The sequence below is a fragment of the Streptococcus sp. 1559 genome (assembly GCF_013276735.1).
GTDB classification, from domain to species: Bacteria; Bacillota; Bacilli; order Lactobacillales; family Streptococcaceae; genus Streptococcus; species Streptococcus pseudopneumoniae.
Genome location: NZ_VMLO01000007.1, coordinates 47,030 through 62,340, shown reverse-complemented (window position 1 = coordinate 62,340; position 15,311 = coordinate 47,030). Strand labels below are relative to the sequence as shown.

Below are 15,311 nucleotides of genomic sequence, written 5' to 3'. Positions count from 1 at the left end.
ACGGTTCCATGGCAACAGGTTGGGCACAAGTAAATGGTTCATGGTACTATCTCAACTCTAACGGTTCCATGGCAACAGGTTGGGAGCAAGTTGATGGTTCATGGTACTACCTCAACAGCAACGGTTCTATGAAAGCCAATCAATGGTTCCAAGTTGGCAGTAAATGGTATTATGTAAATGCATCGGGTGAGCTAGCGATCAATACAAGTATAGATGGCTATAGAGTCAATGATAATGGTGAATGGGTGCGTTAACAGATTCCTCCCTGCGACACAATTGATAATAGTATGTCTGAATATATAATTATGTATAAAAAGCTATAGATAAGGTCATCTTATAGCGACTATAAAAAAGTGAACAAGCCTAGTCTTCTGTACATTAGAATTCAGGTTTGTTCACTTTTTGTTTAGGCTCTTTGTCAACTGTAGTGGGTTGAAGTCAGCTAATCTCGAGAAAGGACACATTTCGTCCTTTCTTTTTTGGCTCTTTGTCAACTGTAGTGGGTTGAAGTCAGCTAAGCACGAGAAAGGACACATTTCGTCCTTTCTTTTTTGATGTTCAGAGCGATAAAAATCCGTTTTTTGAAGTTTTCAAAGTTCCGAAATCCAAAGGCATTTCGTTTGATAAGTTTAATGAGATTATTGGTCGCTTCCAGTTTGGCGTTAGAATAGTGTAGTTGAAGGGCGTTGACAATCTTTTCTTTATCTTTGAGGAAAGTTTTAAAGACAGTCTGAAAAATAGGATGAACCTGCTTAAGATTGTCCTCAATAAGTCCGAAAAATGTCTCTGGTTCCTTATTCTGGAAGTGAAAAAGCAAGAGCTGATAGAGATTGTAGTGGTGTTTTAAGTCTTCTGAATAGCTCAAAAGCTTGTCAAGAATCTCTTTATTGGTTAAGTGCATACGAAAAGTAGGGCGATAAAAACGTTTATCGCTGAGTTTACGACTATCCTGTTGAATGAGTTTCCAGTAGCGCTTGATAGCCTTGTATTCATGGGATTTTCGATGAAACTGATTCATGATTTGGACATGCACACGACTCATAGCACGGTTAAGATGTTGTACAATGTGAAAGCGATCCAACACGATTTTAGCATTCGGGAGTGAAACAGTCTGGGAGACTGTTTCAGCCTGAGCCTAGAAATTTGAAAGCGAATCTGTTTAGCTAAGTCATAGTAAGGACTAAACATATCCATAGTAATAATTTTCACTCGACATCGGACAGCTCTATCGTAGCGAAGAAAGTGATTTCGAATGATAGCTTGTGTTCTTCCCTCAAGAACAGTGATGATATTGAGATTGTTAAAATCTTGCGCAATGAAGCTCATCTCCATCTCCCGATTGAAACAGTCACTCCCTGGACTGTTTCAACGTCCCAAGACATAATCTTAGGCAGATTTCTAAAATTACACTCAAAGTGGAAGTCATTGAGCTTTCGAATGACAGTTGAAGTTGAGATGGAAAGCTGATGGTCAATATCAGTCATAGAAATCTTTTCAATTAACTTTTGAGCAATTTTTTGATTGATGATACGAGGGATTTGGTGATTTTTCTTGACGATAGAAGTTTCAGCGACCATCATTTTTGAACAGTGATAGCACTTGAATCGACGCTTTCTAAGGAGAATTCTAGTAGGCATACCAGTCGTTTCGAGGTAAGGAATTTTCGACGGTTTTTGAAAGTCATATTTCTTCATTTGACTTCCGCACTCAGGGCAAGATGGGGCGTCGTAGTCCAGTTTGGCGATGATTTCCTTGTGTGTATCCTTATTGATGATGTCTAGAATCTGGATATTAGGGTCTTTGATATCGAGTAGTTTTGTGATAAAATGTAATTGTTCCGTATGATTCTTTCTAATGAGTTGTTTTGTCGCTTTTCATTATAGGTCATATGGGACTTTTTTTCTACACAAAATAGGCTCCATAATATCCATAGGGGATTTACCCACTACAAATATTATAGAGCCAGAAGTCTTTGATTTTGAGACTAAGGAGAGTCAGGGTCAAAGTAGTGAATGATTCTGAAACCACTCATAATAGTCTCTTGAGAGGACAGATAAGAGTAACAAATATGGTGCTACTCATGTATCTTGTATTTTGATTTACAAACAGCGAAGAAAATATAGGAAGCTGAAATAAAATATAGATGAATCGATTTGGAGAGTCAACGCAATCTATGGCAATATTTTCGCAGCTAGGGAGAAACATTTTAATTTTAATGTACTAGGCGTCTTCTACAGTTAGCTAGAGTTTCAATTGTAGATGTTCTTTGAAATAATATCTTAGCGATTTATTGGTATTAGAAGATTTAGAGAAATTCTTTCTCAATAAATAAACATGGCGTCACCAAAACTGAAGAAGCGGTAGTGTTCTTGGATGGCATGGTGGTAGGCATCTAAGACTAATTCACGGCCTGCAAAGGCAGAAACCAACATGACCAGAGTTGATTTTGGCAGGTGGAAGTTGGTTGAGAAGGCATCCACGACCTTCCACTCATACCCAGGTTTGATAAAGATATTGGTCCAACCAGAATCTGCTTGGATTTGCCCCTCAAACTTGGAACCAATAGTTTCCAAGGTGCGGATAGAAGTGGTTCCGACAGCGATGACACGACCACCATTTTCCTTAACAGAGCGGAGAGTTGCAGCTGCTTCCTCAGAAAGTTGATAGAACTCTGAGTGCATTTCGTGTTCGTCTAGATTGTCCACAGAAACGGGTCTAAAGGTTCCGAGTCCGACATGAAGAGTCAGATAGACTAGATGAACACCCTTAGCTTGGATTTCTGCTAGCAGTTCTTTGGTGAAGTGAAGTCCAGCAGTTGGTGCAGCAGCTGAGCCGCTTTCCTTGGCGTAAACTGTTTGATAGCGTTCACGGTCATCCAGTTTTTCGTGGATATAAGGTGGCAGCGGCATTTCACCCAGACTTTCCAAAACTTCTAGGAAAATTCCGTGGTATTCGAAGCGGACAATGCGGCCTCCGTGGGTCAATTCTTCTGTAATGACAGCGCTGAGGCGACCATCACCAAAGCTGATACGAGTACCGACCTTGAGGCGTTTGGCAGGTTTAGCCAGAACTTCCCACTCATCTCCAGCAGTATTTTTGAGCAGGAGAAGTTCCACATGGCCTCCAGTTTCTTCCTTTTGACCATAGAGGCGGGCAGGGAGAACGCGGGTGTCGTTCATAACGAGGGCATCACCAGGTTCCAGCATATCAATAATGGAGTGGAAGTGTTTGTCCTGCATTTTTCCTGTCTCACGGTTGACGATGAGGAGTTTAGAGGCATCTCGTTTTTCAAGGGGTGTTTGGGCAATCAATTCCTCAGGTAAGTGGAAGTCAAAATCAGCTGTATTCATATATCTGTTCATTCTTTCTAAGTTCTAATCCTATCCATTATAACATGTTTCAAGTATAGACGCTCTTTTTTTAGAAATTAAATCGTTTTCACTTGACAAAAATTGGTCTATACCATATAATAAAAATAGATAGAAATGGAGGATGAAAAGATGAAAGTTATTAAAGTTGAAAACCAAATCGAAGGTGGAAAAGTTGCTTTTGAGATTTTGAAGGAAAAATTAGCCAATGGCGCTCAAACCTTAGGGCTTGCGACAGGAAGTAGTCCACTTGAATTTTATAAGGAAATTGTTGAAAGTGACCTCGATTTTTCAAATCTAACCAGTGTCAACCTTGATGAGTATGTAGGCCTTGATGGCGACAATCCACAGTCTTACCGTCACTTCATGCAAGAAAACTTGTTCAACCAAAAACCATTTAAAGAAAGTTTCTTGCCTCGTGGTGTTAAGGATCATGCTGAAGCTGAAGTTGAACGCTACAACCAAATTTTGGCTGACCATCCAGTTGACCTGCAAATCTTGGGAATCGGTCGCAATGGGCATATCGGCTTTAATGAGCCTGGTACTCCATTTGACAGTCAAACGCATCTAGTAGAACTTGACCAGTCTACTATTGAAGCCAATGCGCGCTTTTTTGACAAGATTGAAGACGTCCCAACCCAAGCTATTTCAATGGGGATTAAGAACATCTTGGATGCCAAGTCAATCCTTCTCTTTGCCTACGGTGAGTCGAAAGCAGAAGCCATTGCCGGAACAGTGTCTGGCCCAGTGACTGAGAATCTACCTGCAAGTAGTCTCCAAAATCACCCTGATGTGACCATTATTGCGGATGCTGAAGCGCTTAGCTTACTTGAAAAATAAAAAGCAATGTTCTATTGAACGCTTTCAACTCTTGTATAAATGTAAGAAAAAATCAAAATTAAACCGCATTTTTGCTTGACAATTATTCCTTTTACGTGTAGAATAAAATAGATATTGAACTTGAAGGGAGTGAAAAAAATGTCTAAAACAGTAGTACGTAAGAATGAATCTCTTGACGACGCACTTCGTCGTTTCAAACGTGCGGTTACTAAAGCTGGTACTCTTCAAGAAACACGCAAACGTGAATTCTATGAAAAACCTTCTGTAAAACGTAAACGTAAATCAGAAGCAGCTCGTAAACGTAAAAAATTCTAATTTGAAATGAAAGGCTGGAGAAATCTAGTCCTTTTTCTTTTAATACTCTTCGAAANNTAGTTTCCTAGTTTGCTCTTTGATTTTCATTGAGTATAAATAAATACTCCAAAGCCTGCAAAAATCTGAAACTTCCTCCTACAATTTGATATAATAGAGAGAAGAACTCGATTGAAGGAGGAAATGATGTCGGTTTTAGTAAAAGAAGTGATTGAAAAGCTTAGACTAGACATTGTCTATGGCGAACCAGAATTGCTTGAAAAGGAAATCAATACAGCAGATATTACGCGACCTGGTCTTGAAATGACAGGTTATTTTGACTACTACACGCCAGAGCGGATTCAACTTTTGGGGATGAAGGAGTGGTCTTATCTGATCAGCATGCCTTCCAACAGCCGTTATGAAGTTTTGAAAAAAATGTTTCTACCTGAGACACCAGCGGTCATTGTTGCCCGTGGTTTGGTGGTTCCAGAGGAGATGTTAAAAGCAGCCAGAGAATGTAAGATTGCTATTTTAACCAGCCGTACAGCGACAAGTCGTTTATCTGGAGAGTTATCTAGCTATCTGGATTCTCGTTTGGCAGAACGTACCAGTGTTCATGGGGTTTTGATGGATATCTATGGGATGGGCGTCTTGATTCAGGGAGATAGTGGAATTGGTAAGAGTGAGACAGGTCTGGAACTTGTCAAACGTGGTCACCGCTTGGTAGCTGATGACCGGGTCGATATCTTTGCCAAGGATGAGATTACTCTTTGGGGTGAACCGGCTGAAATCTTGAGACACCTGATTGAAATTCGTGGGGTTGGGATTATCGATGTCATGAGCCTCTACGGTGCCAGTGCCGTCAAGGATTCTTCACAGGTTCAACTTGCTGTCTATTTGGAAAACTATGATACACATAAGACTTTTGATCGTCTTGGAAACAATGCAGAGGAAATAGAAATTTCTGGCGTAGCCATTCCTCGTATCCGCATTCCAGTTAAAACAGGTCGTAATATTTCTGTCGTGATTGAGGCAGCTGCCATGAATTATCGTGCCAAGGAAATGGGCTTTGATGCGACCCGTTTGTTCGAAGAACGACTGACAAGTCTCATCGCTCGAAATGAGGTGCCTAATGCTTGATCCAATTGCTATTCAACTAGGCCCTCTAGCCATTCGTTGGTATGCCTTGTGTATTGTTACAGGTTTGATTCTTGCGGTTTATTTGACCATGAAAGAAGCGCCTAGAAAGAAGATCATACCAGACGATATTTTAGATTTTATCTTGATAGCCTTTCCCTTGGCTATTTTAGGAGCTCGTCTCTACTATGTCATTTTCCGTTTTGATTATTATAGTCAGAATTTGGGAGAGATTTTTGCCATTTGGAATGGTGGTTTGGCCATTTACGGTGGTTTGATAACTGGGGCACTTGTACTCTATATCTTTGCTGATCGTAAACTCATTAACACTTGGGATTTTCTAGATATTGCGGCGCCTAGCGTCATGATTGCCCAAAGTTTGGGTCGCTGGGGCAATTTCTTTAACCAAGAAGCTTATGGTGCAGCAGTGGATAATTTGGATTATCTACCTGTCTTTATTCGTGACCAGATGTATATTGAGGGGAGCTACCGTCAGCCGACCTTTCTTTATGAGTCCCTATGGAATCTACTTGGATTTGCCTTGATTCTGATTTTTAGACGAAAATGGAAAAGTCTCAGACGAGGTCATATCACGGCCTTTTACTTGATTTGGTATGGTTTCGGTCGTATGGTCATCGAAGGCATGCGAACAGATAGTCTCATGTTCTTTGGCCTTCGAGTGTCTCAATGGCTATCAGTTGTCCTTATCGGACTGGGTATTTTTATCATTCTATATCAAAATCGAAAGAAGGCCCCTTACTATGTTACAGAGGAGGAAAACTAAATGTTAGAAGTTGCATATATTTTTGTTGCCCTTGCTTTGATTGTATTTTTAGTGTATCTAATCATTACTGTACAAAAGCTTGGCCGTGTTATCGATGAAACAGAGAAGACGATTAAAACCTTGACTTCAGATGTGGATGTGACCTTGCATCATACCAATGAATTGCTGTCTAAGATCAATGTCTTGGCAGATGATATTAATGTCAAGGTGGCAACGATTGATCCACTCTTTAGTGCTGTTGCAGATTTATCTCTATCTGTTTCAGACCTCAATGACCATGCGCGTGTCTTGAGCAAGAAAGCTTCATCAGCTGGTTCAAAAACACTCAAGACTGGGGCAAGTTTATCAGCTCTTCGTCTTGCAAGTAAATTTTTAAAAAAATAAAAAAGGAGAATCCTTATGGGTAAATTATCCTCAATCCTTTTAGGAACCGTTTCAGGTGCAGCTCTTGCCTTGTTTTTAACAAGCGACAAGGGCAAACAAGTTTGCAGTCAGGCTCAAGATTTTCTGGATGATTTGAGAGAAAATCCAGAGTATGCCAAGGAGCAGGTCTGTGAAAAACTGACAGAAGTCAAGGAGCAGGCTACAGATTTTGTTCTTAAAACCAAAGAACAGGTTGAGTCGGGTGAAATCACTGTGGACAGCGTCCTTGCTCAAGCCAAATCATGTGCTCGTCAAGCGACAGAAGTATCAAAATATCGATTCAATAATCTCAAAGAGCAATGGCAAGAAAAGGCCGAAATTCTTGATGAATCAGAAGAGATTGTGATTGATATCAAAGAAGAAAAAATCTAGATTTGATGAGACTGGGCAAAAACTCAATTCTAGGAGAAAATGAAGTAGATCTTCCCATAATCAAACGCATAGTATCAAGGTTTTTCAAGGCCTGATATTATGCGTTTTTTGATTTTCATTGAGTATTATGGTATAATGGCAGTGTTGAAAGTGAAATATTTACATTTTTTATATTGTACTGATATTTTATTAATATTAAGCAATTCATTTTTTTATGATTAGAAATCAATGTGGTAGTTTATAATCAAGCAGAGGAAAAGTTCTAAAATTTTAGTCAAGAAAGGGTTTAGTATTTTGTCAAGGGAAAATAGTAGAACTCTCTATTTTGTAAAAAATAGCTAGAAAGAAAGTTGGTAAAATGAAAGATATTTTTAATAAACGTCAATGTTTTTCGATTCGAAAGTTTTCTGTTGGAGTGGCTTCTGTATTAATAGGCATTGCTTTGTTTACACCATCCCAGGGAGTACTTGCTTCTACGGAAAATTCTCCATCTTCTGTGGATAAAAGAGAAGAAGTTCAACCTATACTAGATAATCAAAATAATCCTTCTTCTGAGTTAGATACCAGAGATGTTCCAATAGGATCTACAAGGACTACAGAACCCGTCAGATCTGGGAATAAGGAAAATAATAGCTTGACCACAAGGGATTTCGTGGCGGGTGAAGACAGATCAAGCACTCCAGCGGTGAGAGCAGCATCAAATCCTTCCGAGGTTAAAAAGTATGAATTAACTGATGAGTATGCTAAGCAAATAAAAGCAGGAGTAATCGGTTCAGAAGGTAATAAGCTTGATAGTTTATTGTTAAACGGCTCTAAGTTAAGTCCAGAAGCCTATACAGATGATGATTACTTGAAGGATAAAGAAGAACTTTATATTTATGAAAAAGGTGGGAAAAAGTATGTAGGTTATAATAGTCATCCCTTATTAGAAGATACTGATGGTGATGGTATTATTGACAGTAAAGAAAAGCCAGATGAAAAATTAAAATGGAATGTAAGTGAGCGCGATATGATTATGTTCATGGAATTATCCTACCGTGATGATAATTATATTGATAGAGTGCTGGATCATAAGAGACCCTTAACAGAGTCAGAGTTATATAAAAAGAATGGTGACAGTAAACCACGTTATGAGTATATGATGATGAATAAGGAATTGGGGCCTTATTGGGAAAGGAAGAAAAGTTACCATACCTCCAGTGGACTAGATGCTGTCTTGTATGAAACGAAGAGTGATTTCTTATATTTACCAAATGGAACTGCACAAGTATTAGCCTTTCGTGGAACAAGTGATGCGAAAGATATAGGAGCTGATATAACACTTGGATTAGGAAGCAATCCTCAACAAGGGATAGATGCAGAAAATATTATGCATGAACTAGCTAAAGATAAGAGTATTACTAATCTTTATTTGACAGGTCATTCTTTAGGAGGATATTTAGTACAACGGGCAATGGTTGAAGCTTATCAGTTGGCATATTCTGACAGCAGAGTCATGTCTCCTAAAGAACAGTTGGTTTATAGAAACGTTTATAATAATGTATTAAAAAAAGGCACAACCTTTAATGCTCCAAAAGTTGTGACCAATTTGCTTTCCAGTCGTGAATTTTGGCAAAAAGGTTTAGATAGCAAAAAAATAGCCAAGTCTGGTAAAATGACTCATTATATTGTTGATAATGATTTGGCGATAAGAAAAGGCGTCAGCAATGATAGTGATGTTGTTATAAATGTTGGACGAACCAGTGGAGGTCACAGTTCACGTTCTTATTTTGAAGCTGATATGATTAATAGACGATCAGAGTTTATATCTGGGAAACGAATTTCCTTAGATGGGACAGGTTATCAAGATAAAAACATTGCAACAGTTAAATCTGTAGAAAAAGTTGGAGAAACTGTTGTATATAGTAAACGCGGAGATGACATCATTAAGTCAATAACTGTGAGTATGAAAGATCTCGATACAGGACAGATTACTAACAATACAATTGATGAAGTGTTTAAGAAAGATGGAGCCAAATCTACAGTTGTCGTTACCCAACTTGAGCCAAGTGTACGTTATGAAAAAGATGCCACAAGAGCTAAAGGTGAAGCTAATGTAACAACAACTGGTACTTCAGGTACTAGTACAGTAACAACAACTTATAGTGTAAATCCTAACACTGGAGATCTGATTGAACATGTAGGACAACCAGTAGTTAAGCAACCGGCAATAGAAACAGTTGTCAAAGTCGCAGCCAAGGATGAAGTAGAATACATTAAAAAAGGAGACGACGTTGTTAAGAAGACAACAAGCTACACAGTAAACTCAAAAACTGGCAGCCTTACTTCGACTAAGAAGGAAGAAGTAGTCAATAAAGGTGGCGCGAAGGATATAGTTGAGTATAATTCAGTTGAACCCAAAACAGTTTATTTAAAAGATGAAAACAGTCCAAAAGGTACTGATACCGTTCAATTTCTAGGGAGATCAGGAAAATCTAAAGTCACCACAACCTATAGCGTAAATCCAGTAAATGGAGCCCTAACTCCAACAAAAGGGGGATCAGAAGTCGTAACTCTACCAATAGCTAGAGTTGTAAAAGTAGGAGCTAAGGATAAAGTAGACGTAGAAACAATCCCATCTCCAGTAAAATACGAAAAAGATGCTAGTCGAGAAAAAGGCCAAGCCAATATTACTGTCCCAGGAAAAGACGGAAGTAAGACAACCACCACGACTTACACAGTAAATCCAGACAATGGGGAAGTTACTCCAAATGAAGGAAATCCAGTAATAGTAAATCCAACAGAAACAATCGTTAAAGTCGCGGCTAAGGATCAAGTAGTAGAAACGCCAATTGAGCCCATAGTGGTTTATGAAAGAGATGACACTCGTGACTTTGGTACACCAGACAAGCCTAGAAAAGGAGCAAAAGGAAAATCTGTAACGACTACAAGGTATGACGTTAATCCAAATAATGGAACAGTCACAGAACAGGTTGGTAAGCCAGTGGTCACCCCAGCTGGTAAAACAATAGTTAAGGTTGGAGCTAAAACTAAGGTTGAGAGTAGCAAGGATGACCAAGGTCGTGAAGTTATCAACACTACAACTTATGAAGTTGATCCAAAAACAGGTAAGGTAACTTCTACAACAGTAACTACTTACGGGACAAGGAAAGAACTAACGATTGAGAAGATGGTAGTACCATCTCCAGTAGTTTACGAAAAAGATGATACGAAAGAAAAAGGTACAGTCCCAACTACTGTTAAAGGTGAAGATGGTGAAGACACTATCACAACAACTTACACTGTGGACACTAATACTGGAAAGATTACAGCAAGTGAAGGTAAACCAGTTCGTACGAAAGAACCAACGAATACAGTCGTCAAAGTCGCAGCCAAGGACAAAGTAGAAAAAACAGAAATCTCATCACCTAAGAAATATGTGAAAGATGATACACGCGACAAAAATCAACCAAATGTGGAAGAAGCAGGCCAAGCAGGTTCAAGTACTATCACAACAACATATAGTGTTGATTCTACTACAGGCGCTATTACAGAAACAGTAGGAAAACCAGTAGTAGTAAATCCAACAGCAACAATAGTCAAAGTCGCAGCCAAGGACAAAATAGTAGAAACACCAATTGAACCTGAAGTTGAATATGTTAGAGATGGTGAACGAGAAGTTGACACACCTAATGAACGTATTGAAGGAGCTAAAGGTAAAACAGTTACTACAACCACTTACGATGTAGATTCAAAGGACGGTCATATCACAGAACACGTTGGCACCCCAGTCGTCACCCCAGCAGGTAAGACAATCGTTAAAGTAGGAGCTAAAACTAAGGTTGAACAATCTAAAGATTCTGAAGGTCGTGATGTGATTGAGACCACTACCTATGAAGTTAATCCAAAAACAGGTAAGATAACTCCAACAACCGTGCTAACTTATGGGAAAACGAAAGAACCAACGAATACAGTCGTCAAAGTCGCAGCCAAGGACAAAGTAGTAGAAACCCCGATTGAACCTGAAGTTGAATATGTTAGAGATGGTGAACGAGAAGTTGACACACCTAATGAACGTATTGAAGGAGCTAAAGGTAAAACAGTTACTACAACCACTTATGATGTAGACTCAAAGGACGGTCATATCACAGAACACATTGCTAATAATATAACAACACCAGCTAAGGTAACACCAGGTAAAGTCACTCCAGCAACTCCAGTCACACCTGCTACTAATGGAGGTTCTGATCAAGATACACCTGCACCAACAACTCCAATTCCAGATGCAGTTACTCCGAATGAAAATCATGAAGATACTACAGATGCTAGTGATAGTGATAACGGAGCTAAATCAAATGATTCTCAAAATGTATTGCCAAATACAGGAACAGAATCAAATGCGACTCTTGCATCTCTAGAACTTCTTGGTCTGCTAGGCGGTCTCGGACTTGCTCTTGGAAAGAAAAAAGAAGACTAAAAATTTAGTCAAATGAACATTCATTCTTTTGTATTGTAAAGACAAACTAGATTGGTTCTGGGAATCGTGTTCGTCATAAAATAAAAAGAATGTTTAGATAAAGAAAGCGAACAATGCTAGGATTTTGTTAAAGGGAATTCTAAGTATTGTTCGCTTTTGTGGTATAATAAGTACTATGCAGAAAAAACCAACGTCAGCCTATGTGCACATCCCATTTTGTACCCAGATTTGTTATTATTGTGATTTTTCAAAAGTTTTTATTAAGAATCAGCCAGTCGACAGTTATTTAGAGCATCTGTTAGAAGAGTTTCGTTCTTATGATATTCAAAAGTTGCGGACCCTCTACATTGGTGGTGGGACACCAACAGCCTTGTCAGCTCCGCAACTGGAGGTGTTATTGAAGGGCTTGACTAAAAACTTGGACTTGTCTGCCTTGGAAGAGTTGACCATTGAAGCCAATCCAGGCGACTTGGAAGCGGATAAGATTGCTGTTTTGAAAAACTCGGCTGTCAATCGTGTTTCGCTAGGCGTGCAGACCTTTGACGACAAGATGCTGAAAAAGATTGGGCGCAGTCATTTGGAGAAGGATATTTATGAAAATATCGACCGCCTGAAATTGGCTGGTTTTGACAACATCTCCATTGATTTGATTTATGCGCTGCCTGGTCAGACCATGGAGCAGGTCCAGGAAAATGTGGCTAAGGCCATTGGACTGGATATTCCCCACATGAGTTTGTATAGCTTGATTTTGGAAAATCATACGGTCTTTATGAACCGTATGCGACGAGGGAAATTGCCTCTGCCTAAGGAGGAACTGGAAGCGGAGATGTTTGAGTACATCATCACTGAGCTTGAGCGAGCAGGCTTTGAGCATTATGAGATTTCTAATTTCTCCAAACCTGGTTTTGAAAGTCGCCACAATCTTATGTACTGGGACAATGCTGAATACTATGGCATCGGTGCTGGAGCATCTGGTTATGTCAATGGTATTCGATATAAAAATCATGGTCCCATTCGCCATTATCTTAATGCGGTTGAGGAAGGCAATGCTCGTATCACAGAGGAGTACCTGAGTCAAAAAGAGCAAATGGAAGAAGAAATGTTCCTGGGACTCCGCAAGAAATCAGGAGTCTCCATGGCGCGATTTGAGGAAAAATTTGGACGGTCTTTTGATGGACTTTATGGAGAAATTGTCAGAGACTTGGTTCAACAGGGTCTCATGCAAATAGACGGTGACCGAGTTCGCATGACAAAAAGAGGTCTCTTCTTAGGAGACACCGTAGCAGAACGATTTATTTTGGAGTAGGATGATGGGCTTAACTTATCAAATGAACATGAAAATTCCTTTTGATATGGCTGACATGAACGGTCATATCAAACTTCCAGATGTGATTTTGCTGTCCCTACAAGTTTCAGGGATGCAGTCGATTGAACTGGGAGTTAGTGATAAGGCCATTTTAGAAGATCATAATCTGGTCTGGATTATCACAGAATACGATATTGAGGTGGTTCGTTTGCCTCGTTTTGGGGAAGAAATCACCATCGAAACGGAAGCTTTGAGCTACAATCGGCTCTTTTGCTACCGTCGCTTTACCATTTATGATGAAGCAGGTCAGGAACTCATCCACATGATGGCGACTTTTGTTCTCATGGACCGCGACAGTCGAAAAGTCCATGCTGTTGAACCTGAGATTGTGGCTCCTTACCAGTCTGATTTTGATAAAAAACTTATCCGTGGACCGAAGTATGAGTCCTTGGAAAAGCCGATCAGCAAGGATTACCATGTTCGTTTTTACGACTTGGATATGAATGGTCATGTCAATAACAGTAAATACTTGGACTGGATTTTTGAGGTCATGGGAGCGGATTTTTTGACCCACTATATTCCCAAGAAAATCAACCTCAAGTATGTCAAGGAAGTTCGACCAGGTGGGGTAATCATATCGTCTGTTGAACGGACTGGACTGGAAAGCAAGCATGAAATTACAAGCGACGGGGCTACCAATGCACAGGCTATTATTACTTGGCAAGAAATAAAAAAGGCTTAGGGAGAAATAGATGAAATATAAAGGCTATTTAATTGATTTAGACGGAACCATTTATAAGGGCAAAGACAGAATCCCAGCAGGAGAGGCTTTTGTCCATGAATTGCAAAAGCGAGACATCCCCTATCTCTTTGTGACCAACAATACAACCCGTACTCCTGAGAGTGTTCAAGAAATGTTGGCTCAGAATTTTAATATCGATACGCCTCTATCGACTGTCTACACAGCGACTTTGGCAACTATCGACTATATGAATGACTTGGGACTGGAAAAGACTGTCTATGTTATCGGAGAATCAGGGCTCAAGGAAGCCATCAAGGCGGCTGGCTATGTGGAAGACAAGGAAAATCCTGCCTATGTGGTAGTAGGTCTGGACTGGCAAGTCGACTATGAAAAATTTGCCACAGCAACTCTAGCTATCCAAAAGGGAGCTCATTTTATCGGAACCAATCCTGACCTCAATATCCCGACAGAGCGTGGTCTTTTGCCTGGTGCTGGTTCACTGATTACCCTGCTTGAAGTAGCAACACGAGTGAAGCCTGTTTATATTGGAAAACCAAATGCCATCATTATGGACAAGGCGGTTGAGCACTTAGGTTTGGAACGTGAAGAGTTGATCATGGTTGGGGACAATTATCTGACTGATATTCGGGCTGGGATTGACAATGGCATTCCAACGCTCTTGGTGACGACAGGTTTTACCAAGGCAGAAGAAGTAGCAGACCTGCCAATCGCACCGACTCATGTGGTTTCTAGCCTTGCGGAGTGGAACTTTGATGAAAACTAAATTAACCTTTTGGAGCTCTATGCTCTTTCTCCTCTCTCTTTTTATCCTTCTGACCATTTATCTGGCTTGGATTTTTTATCCGCTGGAAATCAAGTGGTTGAACTTAACGGATCGAGTTTATCTAAAACCAGAAACCATTCAGTACAACTTTCATATCTTGATGAATTACCTGACCAATCCTTTTAGTCAGGTCCTAGAGATGCCAGATTTTCGTTCGTCAGCAGCTGGTCTGCACCACTTTGAGGTGGTCAAGAACCTCTTTCACTTGGTTCAGCTAGTAGCTCTAGTGACACTTCCAAGTTTCTATTTCTTTGTCAATAAGATTGTAAAAAAGGGCTTTTTATCTTTATTTAGTAAAGGGCTCCTGACCCTAGTGGTTTTTCCTTTGCTGATTGGTCTTGGGGGAGTTTTGATTGGTTTTGACCAATTCTTTACTCTTTTCCATCAAATTCTCTTTGTGGGAGATGATACCTGGCTTTTTGACCCAGCCAAGGATCCAGTGATTCTGATTTTGCCAGAGACCTTCTTCCTTCATGCCTTCCTCCTCTTTTTTGCCCTATATGAAAGCTTCTTTGGCTATCTTTATCTGAAAAGTCGTAGGAAGTGAAATGAAAGCTGTTTTTAATTTACGTATATAAAAATGCATATTGTTTGAAACCATGGTTAAGAAGGAATTAATCAAATTCAAACAAAGGCAATCGTTCGCGAACAGTCTATTTTTCTTGAAAAAATAGGCTTTTTTTCTAAAAATCTCTAGTCAAGCGCTTTATTTTTTTGTATAATAGAAGTAGCAAAGTATAGATAA

The 15,311-nt window shown here is 39.7% G+C and carries 12 protein-coding genes and 2 pseudogenes; 12 read left to right on the top strand and 2 right to left on the bottom strand.

What is annotated here, in order from left to right; genetic code table 11:
- Nucleotides 1-254, top strand: a pseudogene (locus HT688_RS11625) (N-acetylmuramoyl-L-alanine amidase family protein); the annotation flags it as partial.
- Between the two features lie 260 nt (nucleotides 255-514).
- Here the strand turns inward: HT688_RS11625 and HT688_RS01945 are convergent.
- Together HT688_RS01945 and queA are read right to left on the bottom strand one after the other, a co-directional pair.
- A pseudogene (locus HT688_RS01945) lies at nucleotides 515-1,856 on the bottom strand (transposase).
- Nucleotides 1,857-2,321: 465 nt separating this feature from the next.
- A complete protein-coding gene (gene queA, locus HT688_RS01940; protein WP_001090168.1) occupies nucleotides 2,322-3,350 on the bottom strand; it encodes a tRNA preQ1(34) S-adenosylmethionine ribosyltransferase-isomerase QueA in 1,029 nt (342 codons plus the stop codon).
- 150 nt (nucleotides 3,351-3,500) lie between these two features.
- Here queA and HT688_RS01935 point away from each other — a divergent pair, with 150 nt between their 5' ends.
- The 11 genes from HT688_RS01935 to HT688_RS01885 all read left to right on the top strand — a co-directional run bounded on the left by HT688_RS01935 (nucleotide 3,501) and on the right by HT688_RS01885 (nucleotide 15,113).
- A complete protein-coding gene (locus HT688_RS01935) occupies nucleotides 3,501-4,208 on the top strand; it encodes a glucosamine-6-phosphate deaminase (RefSeq protein WP_000864588.1) in 708 nt (235 codons plus the stop codon).
- Nucleotides 4,209-4,346: 138 nt separating this feature from the next.
- A complete protein-coding gene (gene rpsU, locus HT688_RS01930) occupies nucleotides 4,347-4,523 on the top strand; it encodes a 30S ribosomal protein S21 (RefSeq protein ID WP_000048054.1) in 177 nt (58 codons plus the stop codon).
- Nucleotides 4,524-4,706: 183 nt separating this feature from the next.
- On the top strand, nucleotides 4,707-5,642 hold the full coding sequence (gene hprK, locus HT688_RS01925; RefSeq protein WP_000115147.1) for an HPr(Ser) kinase/phosphatase: 936 nt from the start codon (nucleotides 4,707-4,709) through the stop codon (nucleotides 5,640-5,642).
- Complete coding sequence (lgt, locus tag HT688_RS01920) at nucleotides 5,635-6,423, top strand: prolipoprotein diacylglyceryl transferase (protein ID WP_000886657.1); 789 nt, start codon at nucleotides 5,635-5,637, stop codon at nucleotides 6,421-6,423. Before hprK ends, lgt begins: the two co-directional genes overlap by 8 nt.
- Complete coding sequence (locus HT688_RS01915) at nucleotides 6,424-6,807, top strand: DUF948 domain-containing protein (protein WP_000895020.1); 384 nt, start codon at nucleotides 6,424-6,426, stop codon at nucleotides 6,805-6,807. It abuts the gene before it with no gap.
- Between the two features lie 15 nt (nucleotides 6,808-6,822).
- On the top strand, nucleotides 6,823-7,218 hold the full coding sequence (locus HT688_RS01910; RefSeq protein WP_000517395.1) for a YtxH domain-containing protein: 396 nt from the start codon (nucleotides 6,823-6,825) through the stop codon (nucleotides 7,216-7,218).
- A 358-nt stretch (nucleotides 7,219-7,576) separates the two neighbouring features.
- Nucleotides 7,577-11,674, top strand: a complete 4,098-nt coding sequence (locus HT688_RS01905) for a G5 domain-containing protein (protein WP_172923497.1) — start codon at nucleotides 7,577-7,579, stop codon at nucleotides 11,672-11,674.
- Nucleotides 11,675-11,849: 175 nt separating this feature from the next.
- Nucleotides 11,850-12,980 carry a radical SAM family heme chaperone HemW gene (hemW, locus tag HT688_RS01900; protein WP_001170091.1) on the top strand — a complete coding sequence of 377 codons (1,131 nt, stop codon included), beginning with the start codon at nucleotides 11,850-11,852 and terminating at the stop codon, nucleotides 12,978-12,980.
- A gap of 4 nt (nucleotides 12,981-12,984) precedes the next feature.
- Nucleotides 12,985-13,722: an acyl-[acyl-carrier-protein] thioesterase gene (locus tag HT688_RS01895; RefSeq protein WP_000524808.1), complete on the top strand. Its 738-nt coding sequence runs from the start codon at nucleotides 12,985-12,987 to the stop codon at nucleotides 13,720-13,722.
- Nucleotides 13,723-13,732: 10 nt separating this feature from the next.
- Entirely contained in the window at nucleotides 13,733-14,506 is a 774-nt protein-coding gene (locus HT688_RS01890) for a TIGR01457 family HAD-type hydrolase (RefSeq protein ID WP_000875447.1), read from the top strand.
- Nucleotides 14,496-15,113, top strand: a complete 618-nt coding sequence (locus HT688_RS01885; RefSeq protein WP_000850638.1) for a TIGR01906 family membrane protein — start codon at nucleotides 14,496-14,498, stop codon at nucleotides 15,111-15,113. Before HT688_RS01890 ends, HT688_RS01885 begins: the two co-directional genes overlap by 11 nt.
- The last annotated feature ends 198 nt before the right edge of the window (nucleotides 15,114-15,311 follow it).